Origin of the sequence: Scytonema hofmannii PCC 7110 (genome assembly GCF_000346485.2) — a bacterium.
In the GTDB taxonomy this organism is placed as follows: Bacteria; Cyanobacteriota; Cyanobacteriia; order Cyanobacteriales; family Nostocaceae; genus Scytonema; species Scytonema hofmannii.
The window spans coordinates 5,107,850-5,129,810 of record NZ_KQ976354.1 but is presented as its reverse complement, the minus strand read 5'-3'; the positions used below and the strand labels follow the sequence as shown (position 1 = coordinate 5,129,810).

Here is a 21,961-nt window from a genome sequence, read left to right as displayed (position 1 = left end):
TATTGTGCTCTAGGAAATTCTTTTGCTCTAGAGCTATAGTAACTGGTCACTGGTCACTGGTCACTGGTTACTGGTCACTGATCACTGGTCACTGGTCACTGGTTACTGGTCACTGATCACTGGTCACTGGTCACTGGTCACTGTTAACAAACCCTCAATTGTTGAAATAAATTCATGCTCTAAGTAAGGTTTAACTATATACGCTTTTGCTCCTAATTCCTGAGCAAGACGACGGTGCTTTTCTGTACTGCGAGATGTCAAAACAACTACAGGTAGATTTGCTAAGTTTGGGTGGTGTCGAATATGAGACAAAAGCTCAAACCCATTCATACGTGGCATTTCTAAGTCGGAAATTATAACTTGAATTTCCGGATGTGCTTGTAACTCTTCTAAAGCTTCTACGCCATTTTGGGCTTGCAAAACTTGATAACCAAACTTTTGTAGGGTTAAAGAAAGAGTTTGGCGCAGACTAATAGCATCATCTACCACCAAAACTACTTTTGGTGTCTGATATGCTTGTTCTCGATCGAGACTAAATCCTTGTTTTGTTGATGATGAAGCAAGTAGGGGTATAGGTTGTTGTGTTGAAGCTGATATGGGTAAAGCCTTATTTTGAAAAGTAACTGGTGGTAATACTTTGGTATCAAGTACTGCTTGCATCTCGTTGGATGGTTCTAACAGCAGTGCAGCATCGATTACCAAAACCATATTTCCATTGGCTAGACTACTACAGCCATAGACATATTTGGGCGGAGAGATGGTTTGACCTAAAGGTCTAATAACTAGTTCTTGTTCACCGATGATTTGGTCAACTTCTAAACCCAAAAGTTCTTGATTTCGTCTTAGTAATAGCACGGGATTCTTCATGTTTTCTGTGCTATTATTTATTTGTTTACTTTGTAAGTTTTTGTGACTAATATAACGACTGTTATAGTAAGTTAATTCTGAAAAATGACGGATGCTAACCATGCGTTCATCATTGCCTGTTTTCCAGTGCAAAACTTTCTTCCCTTCAAATTCCTTAATTGTATGAGCGGAAGGAAAGAGGATTTTTTCAATACTTTGCAATAGTAAAGCATAAACAATACCTCCGGCTTGCACTAGCATAAGTTTATCGGTAGTCATAGAGAAAGGAATTTTCAGTATAAATGTTGTCCCTCGATTGGGTAAGGATTGAACAGCGATCGAACCATTGAGAGAATGTAATTGAGAACGGACAATATCTAATCCCATACCACGCCCAGAAATTTCACTGACTTTATCAGCAGTGGAAAATCCAGGCAAAAATAAAAGCTCTAGAAGTTGGTCTTCAGTCACTTGAGAAAGATAGCCTCTGGCATCTTCATCGGATATAAAATCAAGCTCTACAGCCTTCGTACAGATTTTCTCTAAATCTAATCCCTGTCCATCATCTTGGACCTCAATAATAGTTTGGCTACCTTGATGATAAGCGCAAATTTCAATTAAACCTCGTTCTAATTTTCCTAACTTGCGACGAATTTCTGGTAGCTCAATTCCGTGATCGAAAGCATTACGGACTAATTGTAATAAAGGAGCATATAGTTTTTCTGCTATTGCTTTCTCTATTAGTATCTTTGTATTGCTTAGGTTTATATCTACAAGTTTGCCATACAAGTTTCCTAAATTTTGTACCATTTGGGGAAAGGGATTGAGAATATCTCCCAAAGGGATCATTCGCACGTCTATTAAATTGTCAATAATATTAAGTGTTAATCGCTGTGTTTTTTCTTGAATTTGTGTAGATTGTTTAATAAGTAAATCAAGTGATTCTGTTGTTTCTTGTAGTTGTAAGGTCTCTTCTATTGCTGAGTACAAATTCACATTAAATTCTGTATATTCATCCATCTCTAAAGCATCAAAGTCTACAGTAGAAAAATTTTGCTTGTGCTTTGATGCAAAATTTTGTACTTGAAGTGGTAATTCGCGTAGCTGGGTTAAAGTCTTTTGATGTCTTTGGAGTTGATGAAATAGTTGCTCAAGAATTTCTCCAAGCTGTTCATCGTACAGATTCCGCCGTTTTTGACAAATTAGTAATTCTCCTGCTTGATAATTAAGTGTATTTAAACTCTCTACATTAACTCTAATAAATGAATTTGGTCGAGAATTCTGTGACGGTTGAATTTTTGCATCAAGTTGCTTGTCAGTTTTTAAGTTAGAATCAGAAGGAACAAATTCAGCCACTGTCTCGGCGCTATCTATTGTTGCTGATTCTCTAATTACTAATGAGTTAGGAAGTTCTGCTGATTCATCACTGCTCTCCTCTCTACTTGAAGTGCTCACAACCTCTTCTCCCCATATTGTCTCTATTAGAGAGTCATGGGCTTGAACTAATGTAGGATATATCTTTTGAATTTCTAAAAGCCTCTGCAATTTTGGTCTATCTAACCAATTTTTCTCTTGTTCTGTAATAGGAGGATAGTTTTTATATTCTTTTGCTACCTGAAGAATTTTATTTTTGAGTGCTTGAAGAACTGGAAGATCGCTATTGGATGTTTTATATTGAAATTTAGCAACTGCAAAAATAATTTTTAAGGTAATGCCTTGGCGGTAGAGACAGAGGCTATAGCTATCCTCTGTATCGGTTAAAAATTCAAACCATTGAGATAACCAGTTTTCCAGTTCCTCTATAGAATTTTCTGTCTGTAGGTTAGGAACAAGTAGAACTAAACTAAGTTCTTGATAAGGCACTTTGAATTGATGATTAAACCAGCCCAAAATGTAGCGGATAACTTTTAAATAACGCTTAGCTTCTGTAGTTGTTAAAGATTTATTGTTAGTGTTACCAGCTTTAATTAAAAATTTATATAATTTAGTAATTTCACTTCTTAATGATATGCTGGTGGTAGGTGAATCAACAGATAAATCTTCTATTGTATCTACAGTTAACTCATGTGCTATATCTGTATGTGGTTCCTTTTCTTGGGGTAATAAGAGGGCATCAAAACCTTTAATTAAGGGTTGCGAGAGTTTCTGTAAAGCTACAGAAGGAGGCTCGCTATCAGTGCGATCGCCTGCCAAAATTGCCTGTTGTCCCTTTTGAAAATCTGCCAGGGCAAGTTCCGCAATTTCAAGCGTATAAGTTGGATTTGCTTCTAGTGCAGCCAGAGTTGTTTGAGCGATTTCTCCAAACCCAGATAAATTTAAAGATTCTGCCAAGCCCAGAAAAACTTCAGCTTGAGAACGTAAAAAATCAGCTAGCTCATCCGTATTTTGTAAATCTTGAATAGCTTGAGCAATGCTTTCTAGGCGTTGTTGCACTCCTGTTTCAAATATAGATTGTACAATATCAAATCCCAATTCTACAGAAGTGGGAATATGATTGTCAACATCTAGAGCATCACCCAACTTGTCATGTAACTGTGCAAATACTGAAGTTGCTCGTTGAAGAACTTCCTCATCATTAATACTGCTACCTGATATTTCTGCAGTTATAGGAAGACGAAGGCATTCATAAGCTTGTAGAAGCAGTGTTTGTAATTCAGCATCAATGACTACCTCTGAGTTATAAAGACATCTAACAACATCTTCTAAAGAATGAGAAATTTTGTTAATAGTTTCTAACTCAACAATAGCGGCTCCTCCTTTAATTGTATGGGCAGCCCGCATTAAGTTGTGTACTTTAGCAATGCTATAATCTTGCGGTAAGCTGAAAAGCTCTTGCTCAATAGTTTGTAGGAGTTCTGGAACTTCACTTAGGAAGTACGCGTAGCTTTGTTCGCGAATGAAAGAATCGGTAAGCATATTTTGGATTTTGGATTTTGGATTTTGGATTTTGGATTTTGGATTTTGGATTTGAGATTTTAGATTTGGGATTGTTGGGATTTGGGATTTAGGATTTAGGATTTGAGATTTTAGATTTGGGATTGTTGGGATTTGGGATTTAGGATTTAGGATTTGAGATTTAGGATTTGGGATTGTTGGGATTTGGGATTTAGGATTTGGGATTTAGGATTTGGGATTTAGGATTTGGGATTTAATACTACTCGGTTAAGAGTTGTTCGCGCTGTGAGAAACCCGGTTTCAAGAGAGAAACCGGGTTTCTGTTCCGGCTTATCCGAGCAGTATTGATTTTGGATTTAGGATTTGGGATTTAGGATTTTAGATTTGGGATTGTTAGGATTTGAGATTTTAGATTGGTGGTTTAGAGTTTTGAGTCTGGTTTTTTATACGTAACGTTTTAATGGAAGCAACAGTCATCGCTAAAATCTCATTAGTTTCTGACTTCAATTTTGTCACTTTTTCTAATGATAGTAAGCCAGATTCAACAATTAGATCTAACCAATAAATAGTTTCATCCGCCTCCTCTTCCACTATGCTGAGTTTAGCGATCACATCAGCAGTGGATTTACCTCGACAAGCTGAGCGATAGTTTGCTCCCACTGATGTTGCTGACCGAATGAGTTGTTTTCCAATAACTTCCCCTGTTCGGTTTTGAGGGATCGTTTCTACCAATTGGATAGCTTTTAATGCTATCTGAAAAGTTCTCCGTTTAAACTCATGCTCATTCATATCCTAAAATCCTAACAATCCAAAATCCAAAATCCAAAATCCAAAATCCAAAATCGATTAATCCCAACAATCCAAAATTCAAAATCCAAAATCGATTAATCCCAACAATCCAAAATCCAAAATCCAAAATCCAAAATTTAATTGACTTTAAATTTGCTTGCAGTCGTTAATAACTCTTGGGCCATTTTTGATAACTGTTGGAAAACGGTTGCAATTTCTTTGGATTCAGCAAAAGTTTTGTTGGAAATTTCAGCAACATCTTTCATGGATGTTGTAACTGAAACAGATTGTGCTATTTGTGTTTGCGTAGCTTCTGTAATTCTTTGTAGAAGCTGGCTAATTTCTGTAGTAGCTGTAACAATTGCATTGAGATTGTGTCGGGTTTCGTTGACTAAACTTGTCCCTTCTAAGACTTGTTGAATACCTGTTTCCATCGCGACTGCAACTTCACCAGTTTCTGCTTGAATTTCTTGAACTAATTTCTCAATTTCTATAGTTGCTGCTGCTGACTGGCGTGACAATGAACGGACTTCATCTGCTACGACTGCAAAGCCTTTACCGTATTCACCCGCACGGGTGGCTTCGATCGCAGCATTTAATGCTAAGACGTTGGTTTGGGTCGCAAAATTACTAATCAAATTTACAACTTTGGAGATTTTTTGCGAGGATTCACTGAGTCGTTTAATCTTTTTACTGGTTTGAGCTACAGTTTCTCGAATTGCTTGAATGGCTTCTACAGTCAAGTTCATTGCGCGATCGCCTGACTCTACTGTCTGGTTAGCTCTTTGCACTGCAATATTGACCAATTCAGCACTTCCAGCGACGGCTTGGGTGGAGTTTAGCATCTGTTGTAATTCGCTTAACGCCACCGTAATTTCTTCTGATTGCTGCTGTGCTAAATTTGTTAATCCTCCCAAAGCATTGTTGCTACTACCGGAAGTTTCGACGACTTGTTGGGCTGCGTTTTGCAACTGAATGACAATTTGCCGTAGGGCTTGCAGGGTATTGTTGTAAGCATCGGCTATTGTACCGAGGGTGTCTTCTGTCATCGGTGCGCGTACTGTCAAGTCCCCTGTCAGGGCGGGTCTGACTGCTGTTAAAAGCTGGATGGCTTCTTGTTGCAGTAACTCCTTGGCTGCTTTTTCCCGTTCTGCTGCTTCTGCAAGTTTCACCGACTGTATCTGTAGTTGTTGCAAATATTCCGCTTGTTGTAGGGCTATCCCTAACTGATCGCCAATGTTTGCTATCAAGCTCACTTCTGATTCTTCCCAATCGCGAGGAGATGAGTTTTGATAAGCTGCTAGTAAACCCCATAATTTGGCTCCAGAAAAGATGGGAGCAACAATGTAAGCTTTGGTTTCTATCTGCTCCAACATTTCAAGGTAGCATGCAGAGTGCTTTGCTTTATAAACGTCATTTATGGCAAAAGTTTCCCCTTTGGCAAAACCACTTCCCTGGGTTTGTTGTAAGTGGGTATCTTCCCAAACAGTGTTATTACCAGGTGCTACTAGTCTTGTCCAACCGATCCCTACAGACTCTGTAATAAACTCGCCACTCCAGTCAGGATTAAAACGATAAACTGCGACGCGATCGCATCGCAGTAATTGGCGAACTTCTTGGGTGGTGGTTTTGAAGATATTATCTACATTTGAGGCTTGTCGGATACGGTTGACAATCTTAGTTAACGCTTTTTCTTGTTCAGCAATCTGAGAGAGCTGTTCGGATTTCACGCGTACTTGTTCGAGATATTCTGCTTGTGTGACTGCTACACCAAATTGCATCCCAATCTGAGTTAAAAAAGTGACTTCCCAGGGTTGCCATTCACGAGGTGCAGAATTTTGATACGCCGCCAGCAATCCCCACAATTTTGCCCCAGAGAACACTGGAACTATCATGTACGCTTTAACTTCAAACTGCTCTAAAATCTCAATATGGCAGGGAAAATGCCCTGCTTTATGTATGTCATTCACGGCAAAGCTTTCGCCTTTGGCATAGCGACCACCTTGTGTATCTTGCAAGTGGCTATCTTCCCAGATTGTTTTGATATCTGGTCCGACAAGTCTCACCCAGCCGCTTCCTACAGATTCTGCTACAAATTCACCACTCCAGTCCGGATTGAAACGGTAAACTCCGACGCGATCGCATCGCAACAATTGACGGACTTCTTGAGTTGTGGTTTGGAAAACCTTTTCAATAGCCGATACCCGCAATACCTTGTCGATGACTTTGGCTACAGCAATTCTTGCTTGTGTTTGTTGTTGTTGTTGTTTTTGCGATTCAATCTGCTGGAGTCTGTAACTAAATTCTGTTGAGATTTGAGAGAGTAACCCAATTTCTACTTCTTGCCATTGATGGGCTGTTGCACAAGAGTTAGCTACTAACAAACCCCAAATTTTACCCTCTAAAATAATTGGTACGCTCAAACTCGCTTTGATTTGAAATTTCTCCAGTAGTTGTTTCTGATATGGGGTAAGGTCAATCTGGTTAATATCATCTATGACAACAGGTTCTAAAGAATCTTGATTTGGATTTATACCAAAAAGTATGGATGGTAGGTTTTCTGCCAATATTGGTGTCCAACCTGTTAATATTGCTTCTTCTATAACAACACCAGTTTCCAGAGAATGAAAGCGATAAATCAGAACGCGATCGCTACTCAATTTCTCTCTAACTTCTTTCACAGTCACCTTAGCTAGGACATCGACATCCAATGTTTGGCGCATTTGGACTCTAATTTCCTGTATTTGCTTTCGCCACAGTTTTAATTGCTCAGAAACTATATTTAATACTATTGTTTCACCAGGTGAATGATTATTTTTATTCTCTTCTAATTGATGATCTAATTGTTCTGATTCTTGATTAAATTGATATAAAGTAGTCATATTTTAAACCTCAGTCTTTGTAGAATTAACTTGTTACAAGGAAAACTCAATTGTAGTTTTTCCAAATTGAATGGTGCAGAATTGCTGATGCATCTAAAGAAATAATCATATCTTCTAAGTAATTAATAAAATATCCTTTGATAAAAGGAGAAATATCTGAAGAAAAAATTTGAGACTCTGGATATTTTATCTGGGTTGGATCTAATAATTCAATATCCATAAGCTGGCGCACCAAAAGCCCTAAAGACTTTCCCTCACATTGCAGAACAATTGCCATAAGTTTTGAAAATAAGTTTATATCATTAGAAACTGGTGTGTAACCCAGCATCTCCTCAAGATCGACTACCCACAGCATCTCACCTCGCCAGTTATATGTCCCTAAAACACAACCAGGCATTTGAGGAACCGCGCATATTTCCATTAATGAAATTTGAAAGACTTCGATAATGTGTTGTAAAGGAATAACAGCTGTATCCTTTAGACCCAAATAAAAACTTAAAAACTTTTGCTGTGTTTCCAAAGCTACTTGCCTCATTCTTAGTATAACTTAGTATAAAAATCGAAGAGCAAAAAATTTATAATCATTAGAAATGACCAATGACAGTCCTTTTTTATTTGAATTGCATCAGCGTTTTTAACAAATCTTCCTGATTAATAGGTTTACAGATATAAGCATCAGCTCCTAGCATAGAACCCCACATTTTATCAACATCAGTGTTTTTAGTCGAACACATGACGACTGGAATTTTACTAGTATTGGGATTGGTTTTCAATTCTCGACAAATTTCAAAACCACTTTTACCAGGTAAAATTACGTCAAGAAAAATGACATCAGGTTGATTCTTTTCTATCTTTTCCTGGACTTCATCACTATTTGTAGCACTTACTACAGAATAACCTGCATATTGTAAGTAAACAGTGAGAAGTTGCATATCAGTTAAGGCATCTTCAACAACTAAAACGGTAGCCATAACAATTACTACTAGAGTTCTCTAAAAGACAAAATGGAATTGAACATAACTTGAGCGATGAAATGAGATAGAAATGTTTACACTGTTATTCTATATTGGTTGATCCTTTCTCAAGTAGGTTCAGCAAAAATACGTAGACTTACATAAATTAATATGTACTAATTATTAAATGATGGTGTCTGTAAATATTTCTGTGCTATGGCTATGACCTTATTAGCAACAATAGGTTTGGTAATAAAATCAGTGCAGCCTGCTACCTTAGCACGAACCCTATCAAAAACACCATCACTACTTGTTAAAATAATGACAGGTGTGTCAGCAAAAATAGAAATTCGCCGCAACTGTCCGCAAATTTCATAACCATTTGCCACCGGCATAACCAAATCTAAAAAGATAAGTTCTGGTTTGCTTTGAATAAGAATTGGTAGAGCTTGTACAGAATCTTCAATTTTTACACACCTTAGCCCATGAGAAAGCAGAATTCCCTCTAGCATTTGACAAACTTGAGGGCTATCATCAACGCAGGCTATTAAGGGAGCAGTTGATTTGATTGATGGGACAGTTAATTTGTTTTTATTTCCACTAACTTGTAAAGGTAAATCGGGGACTTGTATCAGTTCAATCATTCCTTTTTGAATGTAAGGAAATAATGAACGAGTCAGAGGTAGCACACTTTGCTTCATTTTTACTGCTAAATCTCGCAAAGTAGATTTTCCGTTTAATAAAGTGATAAAGTTTTTGTAGATAGATGCACTCACTTGATACTGGAGTTGCTCTGGTTTTTTTAGTATCGGTGCTAAGTTAGGAGATATCATCTCCAAACCTGTTTCTAACCAAGTTTGCCACGAGTCTTGCATAAGCTTCATAGATATGTCTACACCCGTGGAACTAAAAAGCGCTTCCAGAACAGTTGCTGGGTTGCGTTCACAACTTACAGAAGCAAAATTTGCTTGTTGAATTGCGTCAAACAATAGTTCTGCAATTGTATTCTCAACGATTGTTTTGATTTGTTCGCGCTGGATTTTTTCTGTCTTATATAAGTTTCCTAAGAGGCGATAATCCCAGTCATCTTTTGATATATCCTCCAGGAGTAATTGTATTTTTTGTATATTTAAGTCAGGACAGTATCTAGCCATTTGCCTGTACCATCGCCGTAAGGGATGAAGCCCTCCTGTTGCCCAAACAATTCTTCCTAATTGATAGAAGAACGTCCAAGTCTGTCCTTCAGTATTTCTGATATCTAATTTGCCATTAAATTGTAACTGCGTACAAGCTTTAAATTCACTCAGTAACAGTAACGTGTTAGATACTAATAGCTCTGGCTTGTTCATCGTTGATTCCTTTGATTAGTACATTGAAATTTTCAAGATTGAATTGACTAGTTGTTTTTAAGAAAAAATCTAATAAATACATATCATTTTGCCAAATTCATCGGGGTAACTATCCCTATTGTTGGGGAGGCTCCCGAATTTGCCAAAAGCCTGCAAGAATAGAATTCTGGGGCTACACAAACGCTCGTCCACCTGCGTGGACTTAATCAGAAGTCCTTGTCTTGCGGACGAGCGCCTGTATAGTCGCGATTTCAATCGCAAACGTGTTTTTTCCAAATTGGGCTGCTCCCCTATTGTTGTAGATTTTTGTATATAGCGAACTACAAATATCTGCTAAAACGTTCCTTTTCCAAAAGTCACCATAATTCAAAATAAAAGTTTTTATTAGAGTCTGTGAAGGATCATAAACTTTTCTTAGCAAGAAATAAATCCGTAAAAGCTCTGAACTCTAAATTTCAGTAGTTTCTGCTCTTTTAGAGCTTTTTATTATTATCTTTAATTTTACTAAATAGATGACTATCAAAAACGGAATACATAGAAACACCGTTTTGAAAAAACCTGGATTTCTAACCAATACGGTTTGACTAAGTGATAAATACTACTCTTCTGAACTTCATAACATCTTCAAGAATTATTATTACTTTGAGAAATTGAAAAGAAGTACGAGTTACGAACCAGTCAATGGTAATTTCTGTAAGTTAGATTGGCTTTTACTAGAGGTTCTGGGAATTTTTAAATACTTATGTATCACACTCATGACTTTATCAGCAGCTATGGGTTTAGTGATAAAGTGTGTGGAGTTAACCACCTTAGCCCGCACTCTGTCTATAAAACCATCACTCCCCGTTATGATAATGACTGGTGTGTCAGCAAAGGTAGAAATTCGTCGCAACTGGGCGCATAGCTCATAACCACTAACAACTGGCATAACTAGATCTAAAAAGATTAGGTCTGGCTTATGCTGAATAATAGTTGGTAATGCTTGTACTGAATCTTGAATCTTAAGAAATCTGAGTCCGTTAGAGGTTATTATTTTCTCTAGCATTTGGCAAACTTGGAGACTATCATCTACACAAGCTACAAGTGGAGCCGTCGATTCGACAAATTTGTTAGAGGTAGAATTATTTTTAATTTCTGTCATTAAAGGTAGATCTGGGACTTCCACCAATTCAACAATTTCTTTTTGAATGTAAGGAAGCAAAGAACGAGCAACTGACAAAGGATTGTGATTCATTTTGACGGCTAAATCGCGCAAGGAATATTTACCGTTCAGCAGAGTCACAAAGTTTTTGTAGACAGATGGACTGACTTGTTGTTGAAGTCGATCTGGTTTACGCAGTACTGGTGCAAAATCTGGGAAAATATTTACTAAGCCAGCATCCGACCACATTTTCCAAGAGTCTTCTACCTGCTTCAAAGATAAATCGGCACTTGTGAAGCTAAGAGGTGTTTCTAAGATAACTTCTTGATTGCGTTCTCTACGAAGTACGGAGTTGCAAGTATTAGAATTTCCAGTAGCAAAAACATTTATCTGCTGTACTACGTCAAATAAAAGTTCAGAGATTGTGCTGTCCACAATCACTTTAATTTGTTCCCGTTTTAATTGCTGTCTTTGATACAAGATTACTAAAAGATTATAATCCCAGTGCTCAACTAATGTGTCTTCCACGCGAAACCGCATCTTATCACAATCTATTTCTGGGCAGTGTTGAACCATATGTCTGCGCCAGCGCCGCCATGGATGAGTTCCACCGGTTGCCCATACTATCCGCCCCAGTCGGTAATAAAAGCTCCATATATTTCCTTGAGAACTTTTTATTTCCAATTTACCACTGTGTTGTAACTGAGAAGATGTAATAAATTCATTCAGCAGATTGTTCTGCTCAATTACTTCCGAATGGTTCATGCTTTTTCCCTGTATTTAAAATTCAGCCTTGTTAAACTTTTAACTAGTTGTTAAGTCAGTTGTAGAGATGCATTTTTATAAATTTCTGCAAAATGGCAACCCTATTTGAATAGGCGTTACTGATTTTACATCGCGATCGCAATCCTAAATGAACGTAGAAATATCAGTCTATTAAGAGAACAACAGAAATTTACCTGCACAGAAGTGAGTCAGTAGAAAAAAACTTTATTCAGGCTCTCAACTCTGTTAATCTTTTCTGAGACAGGTAGGATTGCTATAAATCAAACGTAAAATATGTTTATCCTTAATTAACTATCATATAGCTTGAAAAACTAAATTAAATCAGTATAAATTCTGATTTATACCGTTAGTGGTTAGTGGTTAGTTGTTAGTGGTCACTGGTCACTGGTCACTGGTCACTGGTTACTGTTTGTAGCTTGCAACAGCTGCTCTGAGATTACCTTGGTGTTCTGATAAAAGCTTTAAACCTTCCTCTTGTTCCAACCCAGTCCAATGCATCAAAAGTGCTAACTTGACCCATTTACCACTGCGTTCTAACAAAAAACCTGCTGCATCTCGACTTAAGCCAGTTAGGTCTTGTAAGATTCGCAAAGCGCGATCGCGTAGCTTTTGATTCGTCACCGCCACATCTACCATGCGATTGCCATAAACTTTGCCCAACTTAACCATAATCCCTGTAGAAAGGATATTTAAAGCCAGTTTTGTCGCCGTCCCCGCTTTTAGACGAGTTGAACCCGCCAGTACCTCTGGTCCTGTCAAAAGGCGAATATCAATATCGGCATCACCGCTCACTTGCTCCTTAGGAACACAGGCTATAAATATAGTTTTAGCACCCCTTTGACGGGCTGCACTTAATGCACCGTAGACAAAAGGCGTTGTTCCGCCTGCCGTGATACCAACTACAATATCAAGTTGCGTAATCTGACGTTGAGCGATCGCAGTTTCTCCATCTTGGGCGCGATCTTCTAAATCTTCAGAACTGCGGACAAGTGCGCCTGCACCACCAGCAATAATACCCTGTACCATTTCCGGAGAGGTACAAAATGTAGGCGGACATTCTGCGGCATCCAACACCCCCAATCTACCACTTGTTCCTGCACCAATGTAAAACAGACGTCCTCCATGACGCATTCGTTCTGCACAGAGTTCAATCGCTTCAGCCAACTGATTTTTAGCTGCAGCTACCGCAGCTACTGCCTTTGCATCTTCACGATTAAACAATTCTACGAATTCCAAAGCACTGAGCTGGTCTAAGTTAAGACTATCAGGATTGATTTGCTCGGTTAAAAGATGCCCACGTTCCTGTAAATTTGTCATTTTGTTAATTGTTAGTTGTTAATTGTTAGTTGTTAGTTGTTAGTTGTTAGTTGTTAATTGTTAGTTGTTAACTATCAACCACTAACCACTAACAACTAACCACCAACTAACTACAATAATCCTTCTAGTTTGCGACGAATACTATCTAGTTCCGACTGAGGCAATTCTGAGTTGTCCTCGGAATCTTGAGTGCGATCCAAAGTTCCCTCACTTGCATCCTGTTTTGATTCTGGATTCCAATCGGTTTCATCAACATTCACTTCTGGAGGAACGATCAAACTATTGCTGTCACTTGGGATGATTTCCCAATCATAGTTTGCGCTGGCACAAAATTCTTCTACTTCCTCTGAATCAATTTCCTCTACCGTAGGTGTCAGAAAATCCTGAGCTTCCAACATGAGGGCAAAGCGTGTGGCGTCGTCTTCCGACTCAAACATCAGAACTTTATTGCGCCCGCCCACTTGAATTGTGTGAATCCCCTCATTTTCCGTTCTGGCGTTAAACAGTAGTACAAAAACAGGCATGGGTCTAGTCTTTTAATTTTGTATCTTGAATCCCATCATAGTTTAGTTCCGTATAGTCAAGTCATGTCAATTAAGAACTGTTAAGTCGTTGGTGTTCGTAACATCTTGCAAAAATATGCATACTTTTGTGTCAAACATTCTTCCCCCTGTCAAGAAACTGTATGTCGCGTCTTAGAAGAAGTGCCAGAGGCGATGATTGCGATTGTTTTGAAATTGTTAGCGAAAACAGCTGAGGATCGGTATCAAAGCGCTTGGGGACTGAAAGCAGATTTAGAGGAGTGTTTGTTTCAACTTCAGGCGACTGGAAAGATTGAAAACTTTATACCGGGAAGAAGGGATAAATCTGGGCAATTTTTGATTGGGCAAAAGCTGTACGGACGGGAGGCAGAAGTCACAAGGTTAATGGCTGCGTTTGAACGTGTTAGACCCCTATGTTACAGTCTACGACTGATGTGGGGTCAACTACTGTCTAGATCTTATTTTTAGAAAGCATCTATCTAAGGAGTGAAACGTTTATCTTTCTTTTAGTAGTTGTAATTTCACTCAAAATAATTTTTTTTGAGTATTAAAAGCGGTTTTTCTCTCTATCTAACGTATAACTAAATAAACTATTGATGCCAAGAAGCATTAACTTGAAAAAGTCGGTTTTTTTAGGTAAACAATGAAAACAATTGTGTCTCAAAAATGTTCTCATCCTCCAAGTAAAAAACACATTCAACTGATGTCATCCCTTCAGCCCCGTTCGTAATTGTAGTGAAAACTATCGACTCAATATCAGTCTACCTTTGCGGATTGATATTGAGCCTAGGGGAGCAAGCTTTGTTTTAAGAATTGTTTATAGACTAACCCTATAATAAAATTCAGCCCGAAAGTTATTCCAGGCTGAATCTATAGTTCCCTAAAGCTTATTGGAAATACATTTTAACCCGTGAAACAGGTTATAGCTTCACGGATGAACTTGAATTCAAAACACTTACGCAACCAACGCGATTAAGCTTTGTAGGAAGTCAGTTCCCACAGTATTGGTAGAACCACTGGTGCTAGCTTGACCAGCGACAGCAGTGTTTGTCAGATTAAGGTTAGGGGTTAGTCCTAATGTTAGTCCACCTTTTGTTGCATCAAGCTCAGCATTTGTTAACTCTTGAACAGAGGCAGTATGCAGTTGAGAAATTGTAATCTTAGCCATGTTGAAATTGACTCCAAGCGTTGGTTATTTGTCTTTGGGATTTGATGAATATCTTTTCCGATCCCATTTCTATAATCTGTTACTGATTCTTAAATATCAAGTCTTTTATCAATTTATAAGGAAAAAAAACATTTAGTTAGATCCTAGAGAATTATCAAGTAATCTTCCCGTTGAAAATCACTAGAATTGTGGTTTTTTCGAGACTTTTGACCCTTAAAACATTAACTTTTGTTCCCGAATACTAAAGAGGCTTTACCCGATATTAATCCAGTTTTTTAACTGTCAACTATCATATAGATAAAAACAAAAACTTTTGAGATAATCACGCGTTTAAAGGACTAATTGGCATAACACATCTACCTAAAGAGTGAAACGTTTATCTTCCTTAAGGTAGCTGCAATCACACTCAAAATTTACACATTTTAGTATTAATAACTGTTTCTATTTCTCTTGGATGCTTTAACTAATGCAAGGAAAATTTCACACGACGGTTGAAGAGAAGGAGGCAATATACTACTCTGAGTTATTCAAACGGGGTGTTGAATACGATAAAGCAGCTATTGTTGCTAAAATTTTAGCTTCGGGAAAATCGGATAAAGAATTAACTCATGGAGAAATAGAACTTGTCAATGAAGTTTGCTCTTATTGGTTAACAAAGCACAAGCGTTACAAACATTTGAACCCATTTTTAGCCAAGTATAAACGGGCTTAATTGCATCTACCGCATCACTAGAATAATTTCATGTTTCGTCTCTGCTAATTAATGTCCCAACTAATTAATCATTAGTTGGGACTTTTTAGTTAACTTCTGTGCAAAAACTGTGCCTGAAAGTACTATTCCTTCGTTCTCAAAATTTCATCTTATGTGCAAACCTATATAGCCTACCGGAAGTAATCGCCCACAACGCTCTTTATGAAAATCTCTCTTCCCCACTCCCTACTCCCCATTACCCCTTATCCCCAGAGGGGGCCCCACCTTCCCCACTCCCTATTTTCAAGGGTAAGCATACTTTAATTATTCATTGTTAAGTACGATTGCTAGTTCCGTATTGGGTATCGCCGGTTATCCTTGAGTAGGCATAGCCATGATTCTGCCAGTTGATTGTCATTTTTGACTGTAGCAGATACATTCGGTAAGTCAATAGTGAAACGACATGACGAACGCTTGTAATCCAGAACATCCCTCAAAACCAAACCGTACCAAAAACCGTATCAAAAAAGCTACTTGGCTCCTCCTTTTTAGTAGAGGTGGTATTGCCTTGGGTGGATTTCTGCTGATTGGATTTGCAGGCGGCGCATGGCGACTGTGGAATTTTATTCGTACAGAGTTAGTACCACTAGCGGAAACAAGCCTGACTACTACACTCAACCGTCCCGTAGAATTGGGCGATGTCAAAGAATTTTCTCTGAGTGGAGTTAAGTTTGGTGCTTCAGCACTACCAGCAACACCGACAGATCGGGATAAAGCCACTGTTGAAGCAGTCGAAGTCAGTTTTGACCCCTTGGGGTTACTGTTGAACCGACACCTCAAGCTAGATGTTACCCTAGTTAATCCTGATATTTACATAGAACAGGATGAACAAGGGAACTGGATTACTACCACCATTGCACCTCCAGGTAAAGAAGGACCAATTAAAACCGATTTAGATAAACTGCGGGTTCGCAATGCTCGGTTAGTCCTAACACCCATGAGGAGAGAGGCAGAGGGAGAAAGGGAGCGGGGGGGAAGTATATCCTCTAGCGTCTCAGCATCACCCAATCTTCCACAAATCCCAACACCAGAAACAATTCCCAACACCCCCACCTTCTCCTCCTCCTCCCCTTCATCCCCCCAACCCTCAATCCAAAATCCAAAATCCAAAATCCAAAATTCAAAATCCCCAGTAGAATTTTCTGAACTCAATGGCACTGCTCAGTTCTTAGAAAAGAACGAGCTGATAAAATATGATGTCAATGGAGTTCCAAAGACCGGCGGTAACATATCCCTTCAGGGAGAAACTCGTCCGAAGACTTTGGCGTTTGAAACCAACTTACATTTGAAAGGAGACTTGAGCGCCACAGAAGTCACTCGTTTGATTAAACTGCCAATCTTTTTACTGGATGGTAGAGTTCAGGCTGACTTAAAGATTCCCAAGCTGCTACTAAAACAACAGCCAGGACAACCGCAAAGCCCGTGGGTATATGGAACGGCTACCGCACAAGGTATAACGCTTCAAGTTCCCAAAATGCCACAACCATTTATCAATTCTCAAGGGAACTTGCGATTTGATGGTAGCCGAATTCACTTAGACAATGTGGCAACTAATTATGGTAAAATCCCCCTCATTGCTAGCGGTTTCCTTGATACCGAAACAGGTTTTCAATTAGCAGCACGTGTCGATGCAGTTAACATTGCCCAAGCCCAAGAAACTCTTAACATACAACTGCCCTTTCCTACCCTTGGGGAAGTGAAAGCTGATTTACAAGTTATTGGAACAACTGAGAAACCTATTCTTATAGGTACAGTTGCTAGCATCAAACCTGCCAGAATTGACAAAGTAGATTTTGATAGCGTTGGCGCACAGTTTGAGTTTTCTCCTGTTGCCTCGGTTATGACTTTTAAAAATATTCAAGGGAAAGCCATAGTCGGTGGTGACATTACGGGGAACGGCAAGATTCAACTGAATGCAAATCCTCAACTGACTCAACTTAACTTTAATTTTAAGGCAAAAAATGTTGCAGGCGATGCGATCGCATTTCTCTACGGCACAAAACCTCCCATTCACATCGGCAAAGTTGCAGCTGTCGGCAAATTAACAGGCACTCCTGAGACAATTCAAACGTCAGCGCAATGGCAAGCACCCCAAGCCACCTACCCCGCAACGGGTGAACTCACCGTCGCACCGAATAAAACTGTTTCATTCCGCAATGTTGCGCTTCGTGTTGCGGGCGGTACAGTACGGGCGTATGGAACTTGGAACGAACAGCAATGGCAAGCAGTCGCTGATGCATCTAAACTTCAAATTCAACATTTTGTCAATCCCCAGCAAGTCCAAAATATATCTCTTAATGATGCGCGATTTAATGGTCGTCTCATTCTGTCGGGAACCTCAGCCCCATTTCAAATTGCCTCAATTCGTCCTGAGAATGCCAGAGTTCATATTGCAGGCGGTACAGTTGCAGTTTCTCACCTCCAATTTAACGAGCAAAACTTTTCTGCACAACTCGTTGCCAACGATCTAAGATTGGGACGTTTGTTAAAAACTCAGATACCCCCAGCTTTAACGGGGCCTTTGGCGGGTAAAGTACAAGTATCGGGTAATACAAATGATTTTAACCTCAAAACTTTCCGCGCCAGTGGGGAAGGACGCATAGGAATTGGGAATGGTACAGTCACAGCTTCCAACATCCAGGTGGCTAACGGCGTGTATCAAATGCAACTCCAAGCTAATGACGTAGCATTGCAGGAAGTCGCACAACTCCCCAAAGAATATTGGGGAAGATTAACTGGTCAATTTAATGTCGCAGGTTCTGTGGAATCATTCCAACCACAAGCCTTTCAAGCAGTTGGTCAAGCACGGGTTAAAATAGCAGATGGTACGGTGACTGCTAACAATATTCAACTCGCTAACGGTCGGTACAGAGCACAACTCCAAGCAAATGATGTAGCGTTGCAGCGATTAGTACCGCAGTTACCCCCGCAGTTTCAAGGCAGGATGACAGGTTTGTTTAATGTGGCGGGTGGTATTGAGTCATTTAGCCCGCAAGCTATTCAAGCTATCGGTCAGGCAAAGGTTAATTTTGGCAGAGGGACAGTCACAGCTTCAAATATTCAAGTGGCTAACGGTCGCTATCAAGCACAACTTCAAGCTCAAAATATACCTTTGCAGCGAATGGCACAGCTTCCTCCGCCGTTTCACGGAAATTTAACAGGTCAGTTTAATGTTGCTGGTTCTTTGGAATCTACGCAATTACAAGCAATTCGAGCTACGGGTCAAGCAAAACTGAATGTTGCAGGTGGTGCGATCTCAGCTTCTAATATTCGCGTAGGTAATGGTAACTACCAAGCTGTGGTGGAGGCAACTGGTGTAGAATTAACTCGATTTTCACCGGATTTACGCGGTCAGTTTGGTGCAAAAATGCAAGTGGCAGGTAAGGTGGGGGCTTTTGACATAGCATCTGTCCGTGCTGTAGGTGAAGTGCAGTTTTCTCAAGGAATTTCTGCGATCGAGCAACCCCTGACAGCATCTGTTGGTTGGGATGGAAAACAAGCGATCGTTGAGAAAGCCACTTCGCCCGATTTAAATGCCACTGGTTACATTTTTGCCACAACAAATAGAGCTGGAGTACCGGAAATTACGGGTTTAAATCTTAATGTCCAAGCCCAAAATGTCAATCTGCAAAAGTTACCCTTATCTCTTCCCAATCCTGCAACTTTAGCAGGTAAAGCTGATTTTGGAGGAAGAATTACAGGTCAATTGCCAGTTCCAGATATCCAAGGGCAATTGAGGTTGCGAGATTTAGCGGTCAATCAGATATCTTTTGAATCTGTGTTAACTGGAAATATTCAGTTGGTACAGGGACAGGGTTTTAATTTGAATATAGCAGGGAAACGCGATCGCATAGCTTTGAATGCAGGAGCAGTGGGTAATGGTAAAACCCAAGACGCACCATGGCGCGTCTCTACCTTTGATGTGCGTTGGCAAGACGCTTTGGCATTCGGTCAATCGAGAGGGGATGTTTTGGCAATGAAGGTGGAAAATTTCCCATTACAAATACTAAATATAGCACCTCCCCCTAGTACGCGTTTGGGAACGGGTGCGATCGCAGGATTGTTAACTGGAAGTGCTGAGTTCAATCAAAAGACATTTGCCACTTTAGGGAATATTACCATTGAGAAACCTAAATTTGGACGAATTGTAGGCGATCGTCTCAGTACACAATTCCGCTACAGTGATGGCAAAGCAAACATTACAAACAGTGAATTTGCTAAAGGTGCGAGTCGTTATGCCCTAGCAGGTACTTTTGCTCAAACTGCCAAAGGTCCTCAAATACAAGGTAAGCTAAATGTTACCAAAGGTGACATTCAGGATGTTCTGGCTGTACTCCAGTTATATGAATTACAAGATGTCCAAGGTGGTATGGTAGAACCAACTTATGGTAAAGCCGCAGACTTAGGCAGCATTAAACCAGTTGGTATACCTAACAAGCCATTAATAACGCAAATGCAGCGCTTGGCGGAAATTGATTATTTGCTATCACAGCAACAACAAAAACGGCGCGATGCTTCTCCCATACCAGACTTAGCAGATTTAAATGGAACTTTTAGCGGTGAAGTGAGCGTTGATACAGCAACCGCAAACGGGTTATATGCAAACTTTAATTTAAACGGTCAAAACTTTGCTTGGGGAAGAGGAAACGAACCAGAGCGTTATTATAAAGCCGAACAGGTCATCGCTCAAGGTAAATTTGAAAATGGGGTTTTGACATTCCTTCCTTTGCGGCTAGAATCTCAAAATAGGCTCATTGCTTTCACAGGTAATATTGGCGGGAAAGAACAATCCGGTCAATTACGGGTTACAAATTTCCCCATACAAGTTTTAAATAATTTTGTGAAATTACCAGTTGGTTTAACAGGTAATCTCAACGCAACAGCAGCTTTAGCAGGTAGCATTAACAATCCACAAGCCAAAGGGGAATTGGAAATTAATGAAGGAACTCTCAATCAAAAAGGAGTTGATTCAGCAAATGCAAGTTTTAGCTATAACAACGGTCGTTTAGATTTTGGCAGCATTGTGGCAGTTTCTAGTCATGAGCAGCCAGTGAATATTAGTGGTAGCATACCTTACAAATTACCTTTTGCAACCAAAGCACCGGATAGCAATATAATTAGTTTGGATGTGAAAGTAAAAAATGAAGGATTGGCAATCTTAAATCTATTAAACAGCCAGATCTCATATGAAAGCGGTGAGGGAGAAATTGACCTCAAAGTGCGGGGAACGTTACAGAAGCCTACTCTCAATGGAATTGCAACTGTCAGTAAAGGTATCTTTTCATCCCAATCTTTACCAGGGAAGATTACAGATGTTATCGGAAAGGTGAATTTTGATTTTGACCGTGTTATTGTGGAAAATCTTCAAGGTCAGTACAATAATAAAGGTGCCATCGAAGCCAAAGGACAAATTCCCATTTCCAGCGCAGAAAAACTGGAAAATCCCCTTACAGTTAGTTTGCAACAGTTAGCAGTCAATTTGAAAGGGCTGTATCAAGGAGGAGTGGGCGGTAAGTTAGAGATTGCAGGATCTGCTCTTAGCCCGGTCATTAGCGGTCAAATGGAATTAGATAACGGTGAGGTGTTGCTAGCAGAAGCTGCTGAAGGTACAACAACCCCTGGAATGGGTGGTGGAATAAATAGTGTCAACGATACGCGGCTCAAACAAAACAAACAAACAACTCCTGAAGTTGAAAGTACAGAAACCAGGTTAAACAACCTACAGATAAATCTTGGCAAAAATGTAAAAATTACTCGCCAACCTATTCTTAGTTTTCGGGCGACTGGTAGTCTTAACGTCAATGGTTTGTTGAGTCAGCCAGTTCCAGAAGGAACGATTAAACTCAAAGAAGGAAGCGTCAATTTATTTACAACTCGGTTTAACCTTGTGCGTGGCTACGCGCATAAGGCAATCTTTAGAGAGAATCAGCCACGAGACCCCAATTTAGATATTCAGTTGTTTGCCAAAGTGCTTGATACGACTCAAGGTACTGACTTGAATAAAGCAAGTACTACAGGGTTAGCGTCTTTAGAGACAGTGCGTGTTGAAGCTAGGGTAGAGGGACTAGCAAGTCAACTTGATAAAAATCTTGAATTGGTAAGTTCTCCCGCACGCAGCCAAACAGAAATTGTCGCTTTATTGGGTGGTGGATTTATTGATACCCAAGGACGTGGCGGTGATAGTACATTAGGGCTGATTAATATAGCTGGTTCAGCAGTATTGAATAATTTACAGGGACCTCTGAACCAACTGGGAACTGCAGTGGGGTTAAGCGAACTGCGTATCTTCCCAACGATTCTCTCGGAGAATCCAGAAGCAGGGCGTAACGGTTCTAGCTTGGAGTTAGCAGCAGAAGCAGGAGTTGATATTACCCGTAGAATTTCTGTTTCTGGGCTGAAGATTTTAACAACTGGTGACCCCGTGCAATGGGGTGTTAACTACCGACTTAACGATTCGATTCGTCTCCGTGGTACAACTAACTTTTCTGATGACAATCGCGCCGTGGTTGAATATCAAAAGCGATTTTGAAAGGATAAAGTAT

At 39.6% G+C, this 21,961-nt stretch carries 12 protein-coding genes and 1 pseudogene; 3 read left to right on the top strand and 10 right to left on the bottom strand.

Features of this window, described 5'->3' with window-relative positions; genetic code table 11:
• Window positions 1-123: 123 nt before the first annotated feature.
• From WA1_RS21230 to WA1_RS21190, 9 genes are all read right to left on the bottom strand, one after another.
• Complete coding sequence (locus tag WA1_RS21230) at window positions 124-3,762, bottom strand: hybrid sensor histidine kinase/response regulator (RefSeq protein WP_017747646.1); 3,639 nt, start codon at window positions 3,760-3,762, stop codon at window positions 124-126.
• A 387-nt stretch (window positions 3,763-4,149) separates the two neighbouring features.
• The gene (locus WA1_RS21225; protein WP_017747645.1) at window positions 4,150-4,530 is read right to left on the bottom strand and encodes a four helix bundle protein; all 381 of its coding nucleotides are present in this window, start codon (window positions 4,528-4,530) and stop codon (window positions 4,150-4,152) included.
• Between the two features lie 137 nt (window positions 4,531-4,667).
• Window positions 4,668-7,412: a GAF domain-containing protein gene (locus WA1_RS21220; protein ID WP_017747643.1), complete on the bottom strand. Its 2,745-nt coding sequence runs from the start codon at window positions 7,410-7,412 to the stop codon at window positions 4,668-4,670.
• A gap of 46 nt (window positions 7,413-7,458) precedes the next feature.
• Window positions 7,459-7,932: a chemotaxis protein CheW gene (locus tag WA1_RS21215; protein WP_026135130.1), complete on the bottom strand. Its 474-nt coding sequence runs from the start codon at window positions 7,930-7,932 to the stop codon at window positions 7,459-7,461.
• A 91-nt stretch (window positions 7,933-8,023) separates the two neighbouring features.
• Window positions 8,024-8,383 carry a response regulator transcription factor gene (locus WA1_RS21210; protein ID WP_017747641.1) on the bottom strand — a complete coding sequence of 120 codons (360 nt, stop codon included), beginning with the start codon at window positions 8,381-8,383 and terminating at the stop codon, window positions 8,024-8,026.
• A 158-nt stretch (window positions 8,384-8,541) separates the two neighbouring features.
• Window positions 8,542-9,714 carry a response regulator gene (locus WA1_RS21205; protein ID WP_017747640.1) on the bottom strand — a complete coding sequence of 391 codons (1,173 nt, stop codon included), beginning with the start codon at window positions 9,712-9,714 and terminating at the stop codon, window positions 8,542-8,544.
• Window positions 9,715-10,381: 667 nt separating this feature from the next.
• Window positions 10,382-11,620: a response regulator gene (locus tag WA1_RS21200; protein ID WP_017747639.1), complete on the bottom strand. Its 1,239-nt coding sequence runs from the start codon at window positions 11,618-11,620 to the stop codon at window positions 10,382-10,384.
• A 423-nt stretch (window positions 11,621-12,043) separates the two neighbouring features.
• Complete coding sequence (gene murQ / locus WA1_RS21195) at window positions 12,044-12,958, bottom strand: N-acetylmuramic acid 6-phosphate etherase (protein WP_017747638.1); 915 nt, start codon at window positions 12,956-12,958, stop codon at window positions 12,044-12,046.
• Between the two features lie 110 nt (window positions 12,959-13,068).
• Complete coding sequence (locus WA1_RS21190) at window positions 13,069-13,482, bottom strand: DUF3110 domain-containing protein (RefSeq protein WP_017747637.1); 414 nt, start codon at window positions 13,480-13,482, stop codon at window positions 13,069-13,071.
• Window positions 13,483-13,659: 177 nt separating this feature from the next.
• Here WA1_RS21190 and WA1_RS61760 point away from each other — a divergent pair.
• Window positions 13,660-13,905, top strand: a pseudogene (locus WA1_RS61760) (hypothetical protein); the annotation flags it as partial.
• A 550-nt stretch (window positions 13,906-14,455) separates the two neighbouring features.
• Here the strand turns inward: WA1_RS61760 and WA1_RS21180 are convergent.
• Window positions 14,456-14,668: a hypothetical protein gene (locus WA1_RS21180; protein WP_017747635.1), complete on the bottom strand. Its 213-nt coding sequence runs from the start codon at window positions 14,666-14,668 to the stop codon at window positions 14,456-14,458.
• Window positions 14,669-15,134: 466 nt separating this feature from the next.
• Between WA1_RS21180 and WA1_RS21175 the strand changes: the two genes are divergently transcribed.
• On the top strand, window positions 15,135-15,380 hold the full coding sequence (locus tag WA1_RS21175; protein WP_017747634.1) for a hypothetical protein: 246 nt from the start codon (window positions 15,135-15,137) through the stop codon (window positions 15,378-15,380).
• Window positions 15,381-15,822: 442 nt separating this feature from the next.
• Window positions 15,823-21,948: a translocation/assembly module TamB domain-containing protein gene (locus WA1_RS21170; protein ID WP_017747633.1), complete on the top strand. Its 6,126-nt coding sequence runs from the start codon at window positions 15,823-15,825 to the stop codon at window positions 21,946-21,948.
• Window positions 21,949-21,961 lie beyond the last annotated feature (13 nt).

Coding starts and splice junctions, on each gene's coding strand:
- WA1_RS21190 (WP_017747637.1), bottom strand. CDS start 13,482: ATGCCTGTTTTTGTACTACTGTTTAACGCCAGAACGGAAAATGAGGGG.
- WA1_RS21220 (WP_017747643.1), bottom strand. CDS start 7,412: ATGACTACTTTATATCAATTTAATCAAGAATCAGAACAATTAGATCAT.
- WA1_RS21210 (WP_017747641.1), bottom strand. CDS start 8,383: ATGGCTACCGTTTTAGTTGTTGAAGATGCCTTAACTGATATGCAACTT.
- WA1_RS21175 (WP_017747634.1), top strand. CDS start 15,135: ATGCAAGGAAAATTTCACACGACGGTTGAAGAGAAGGAGGCAATATAC.
- WA1_RS21200 (WP_017747639.1), bottom strand. CDS start 11,620: ATGAACCATTCGGAAGTAATTGAGCAGAACAATCTGCTGAATGAATTT.
- WA1_RS21170 (WP_017747633.1), top strand. CDS start 15,823: ATGACGAACGCTTGTAATCCAGAACATCCCTCAAAACCAAACCGTACC.
- murQ (WP_017747638.1), bottom strand. CDS start 12,958: ATGACAAATTTACAGGAACGTGGGCATCTTTTAACCGAGCAAATCAAT.
- WA1_RS21225 (WP_017747645.1), bottom strand. CDS start 4,530: ATGAATGAGCATGAGTTTAAACGGAGAACTTTTCAGATAGCATTAAAA.
- WA1_RS21205 (WP_017747640.1), bottom strand. CDS start 9,714: ATGAACAAGCCAGAGCTATTAGTATCTAACACGTTACTGTTACTGAGT.
- WA1_RS21180 (WP_017747635.1), bottom strand. CDS start 14,668: ATGGCTAAGATTACAATTTCTCAACTGCATACTGCCTCTGTTCAAGAG.
- WA1_RS21230 (WP_017747646.1), bottom strand. CDS start 3,762: ATGCTTACCGATTCTTTCATTCGCGAACAAAGCTACGCGTACTTCCTA.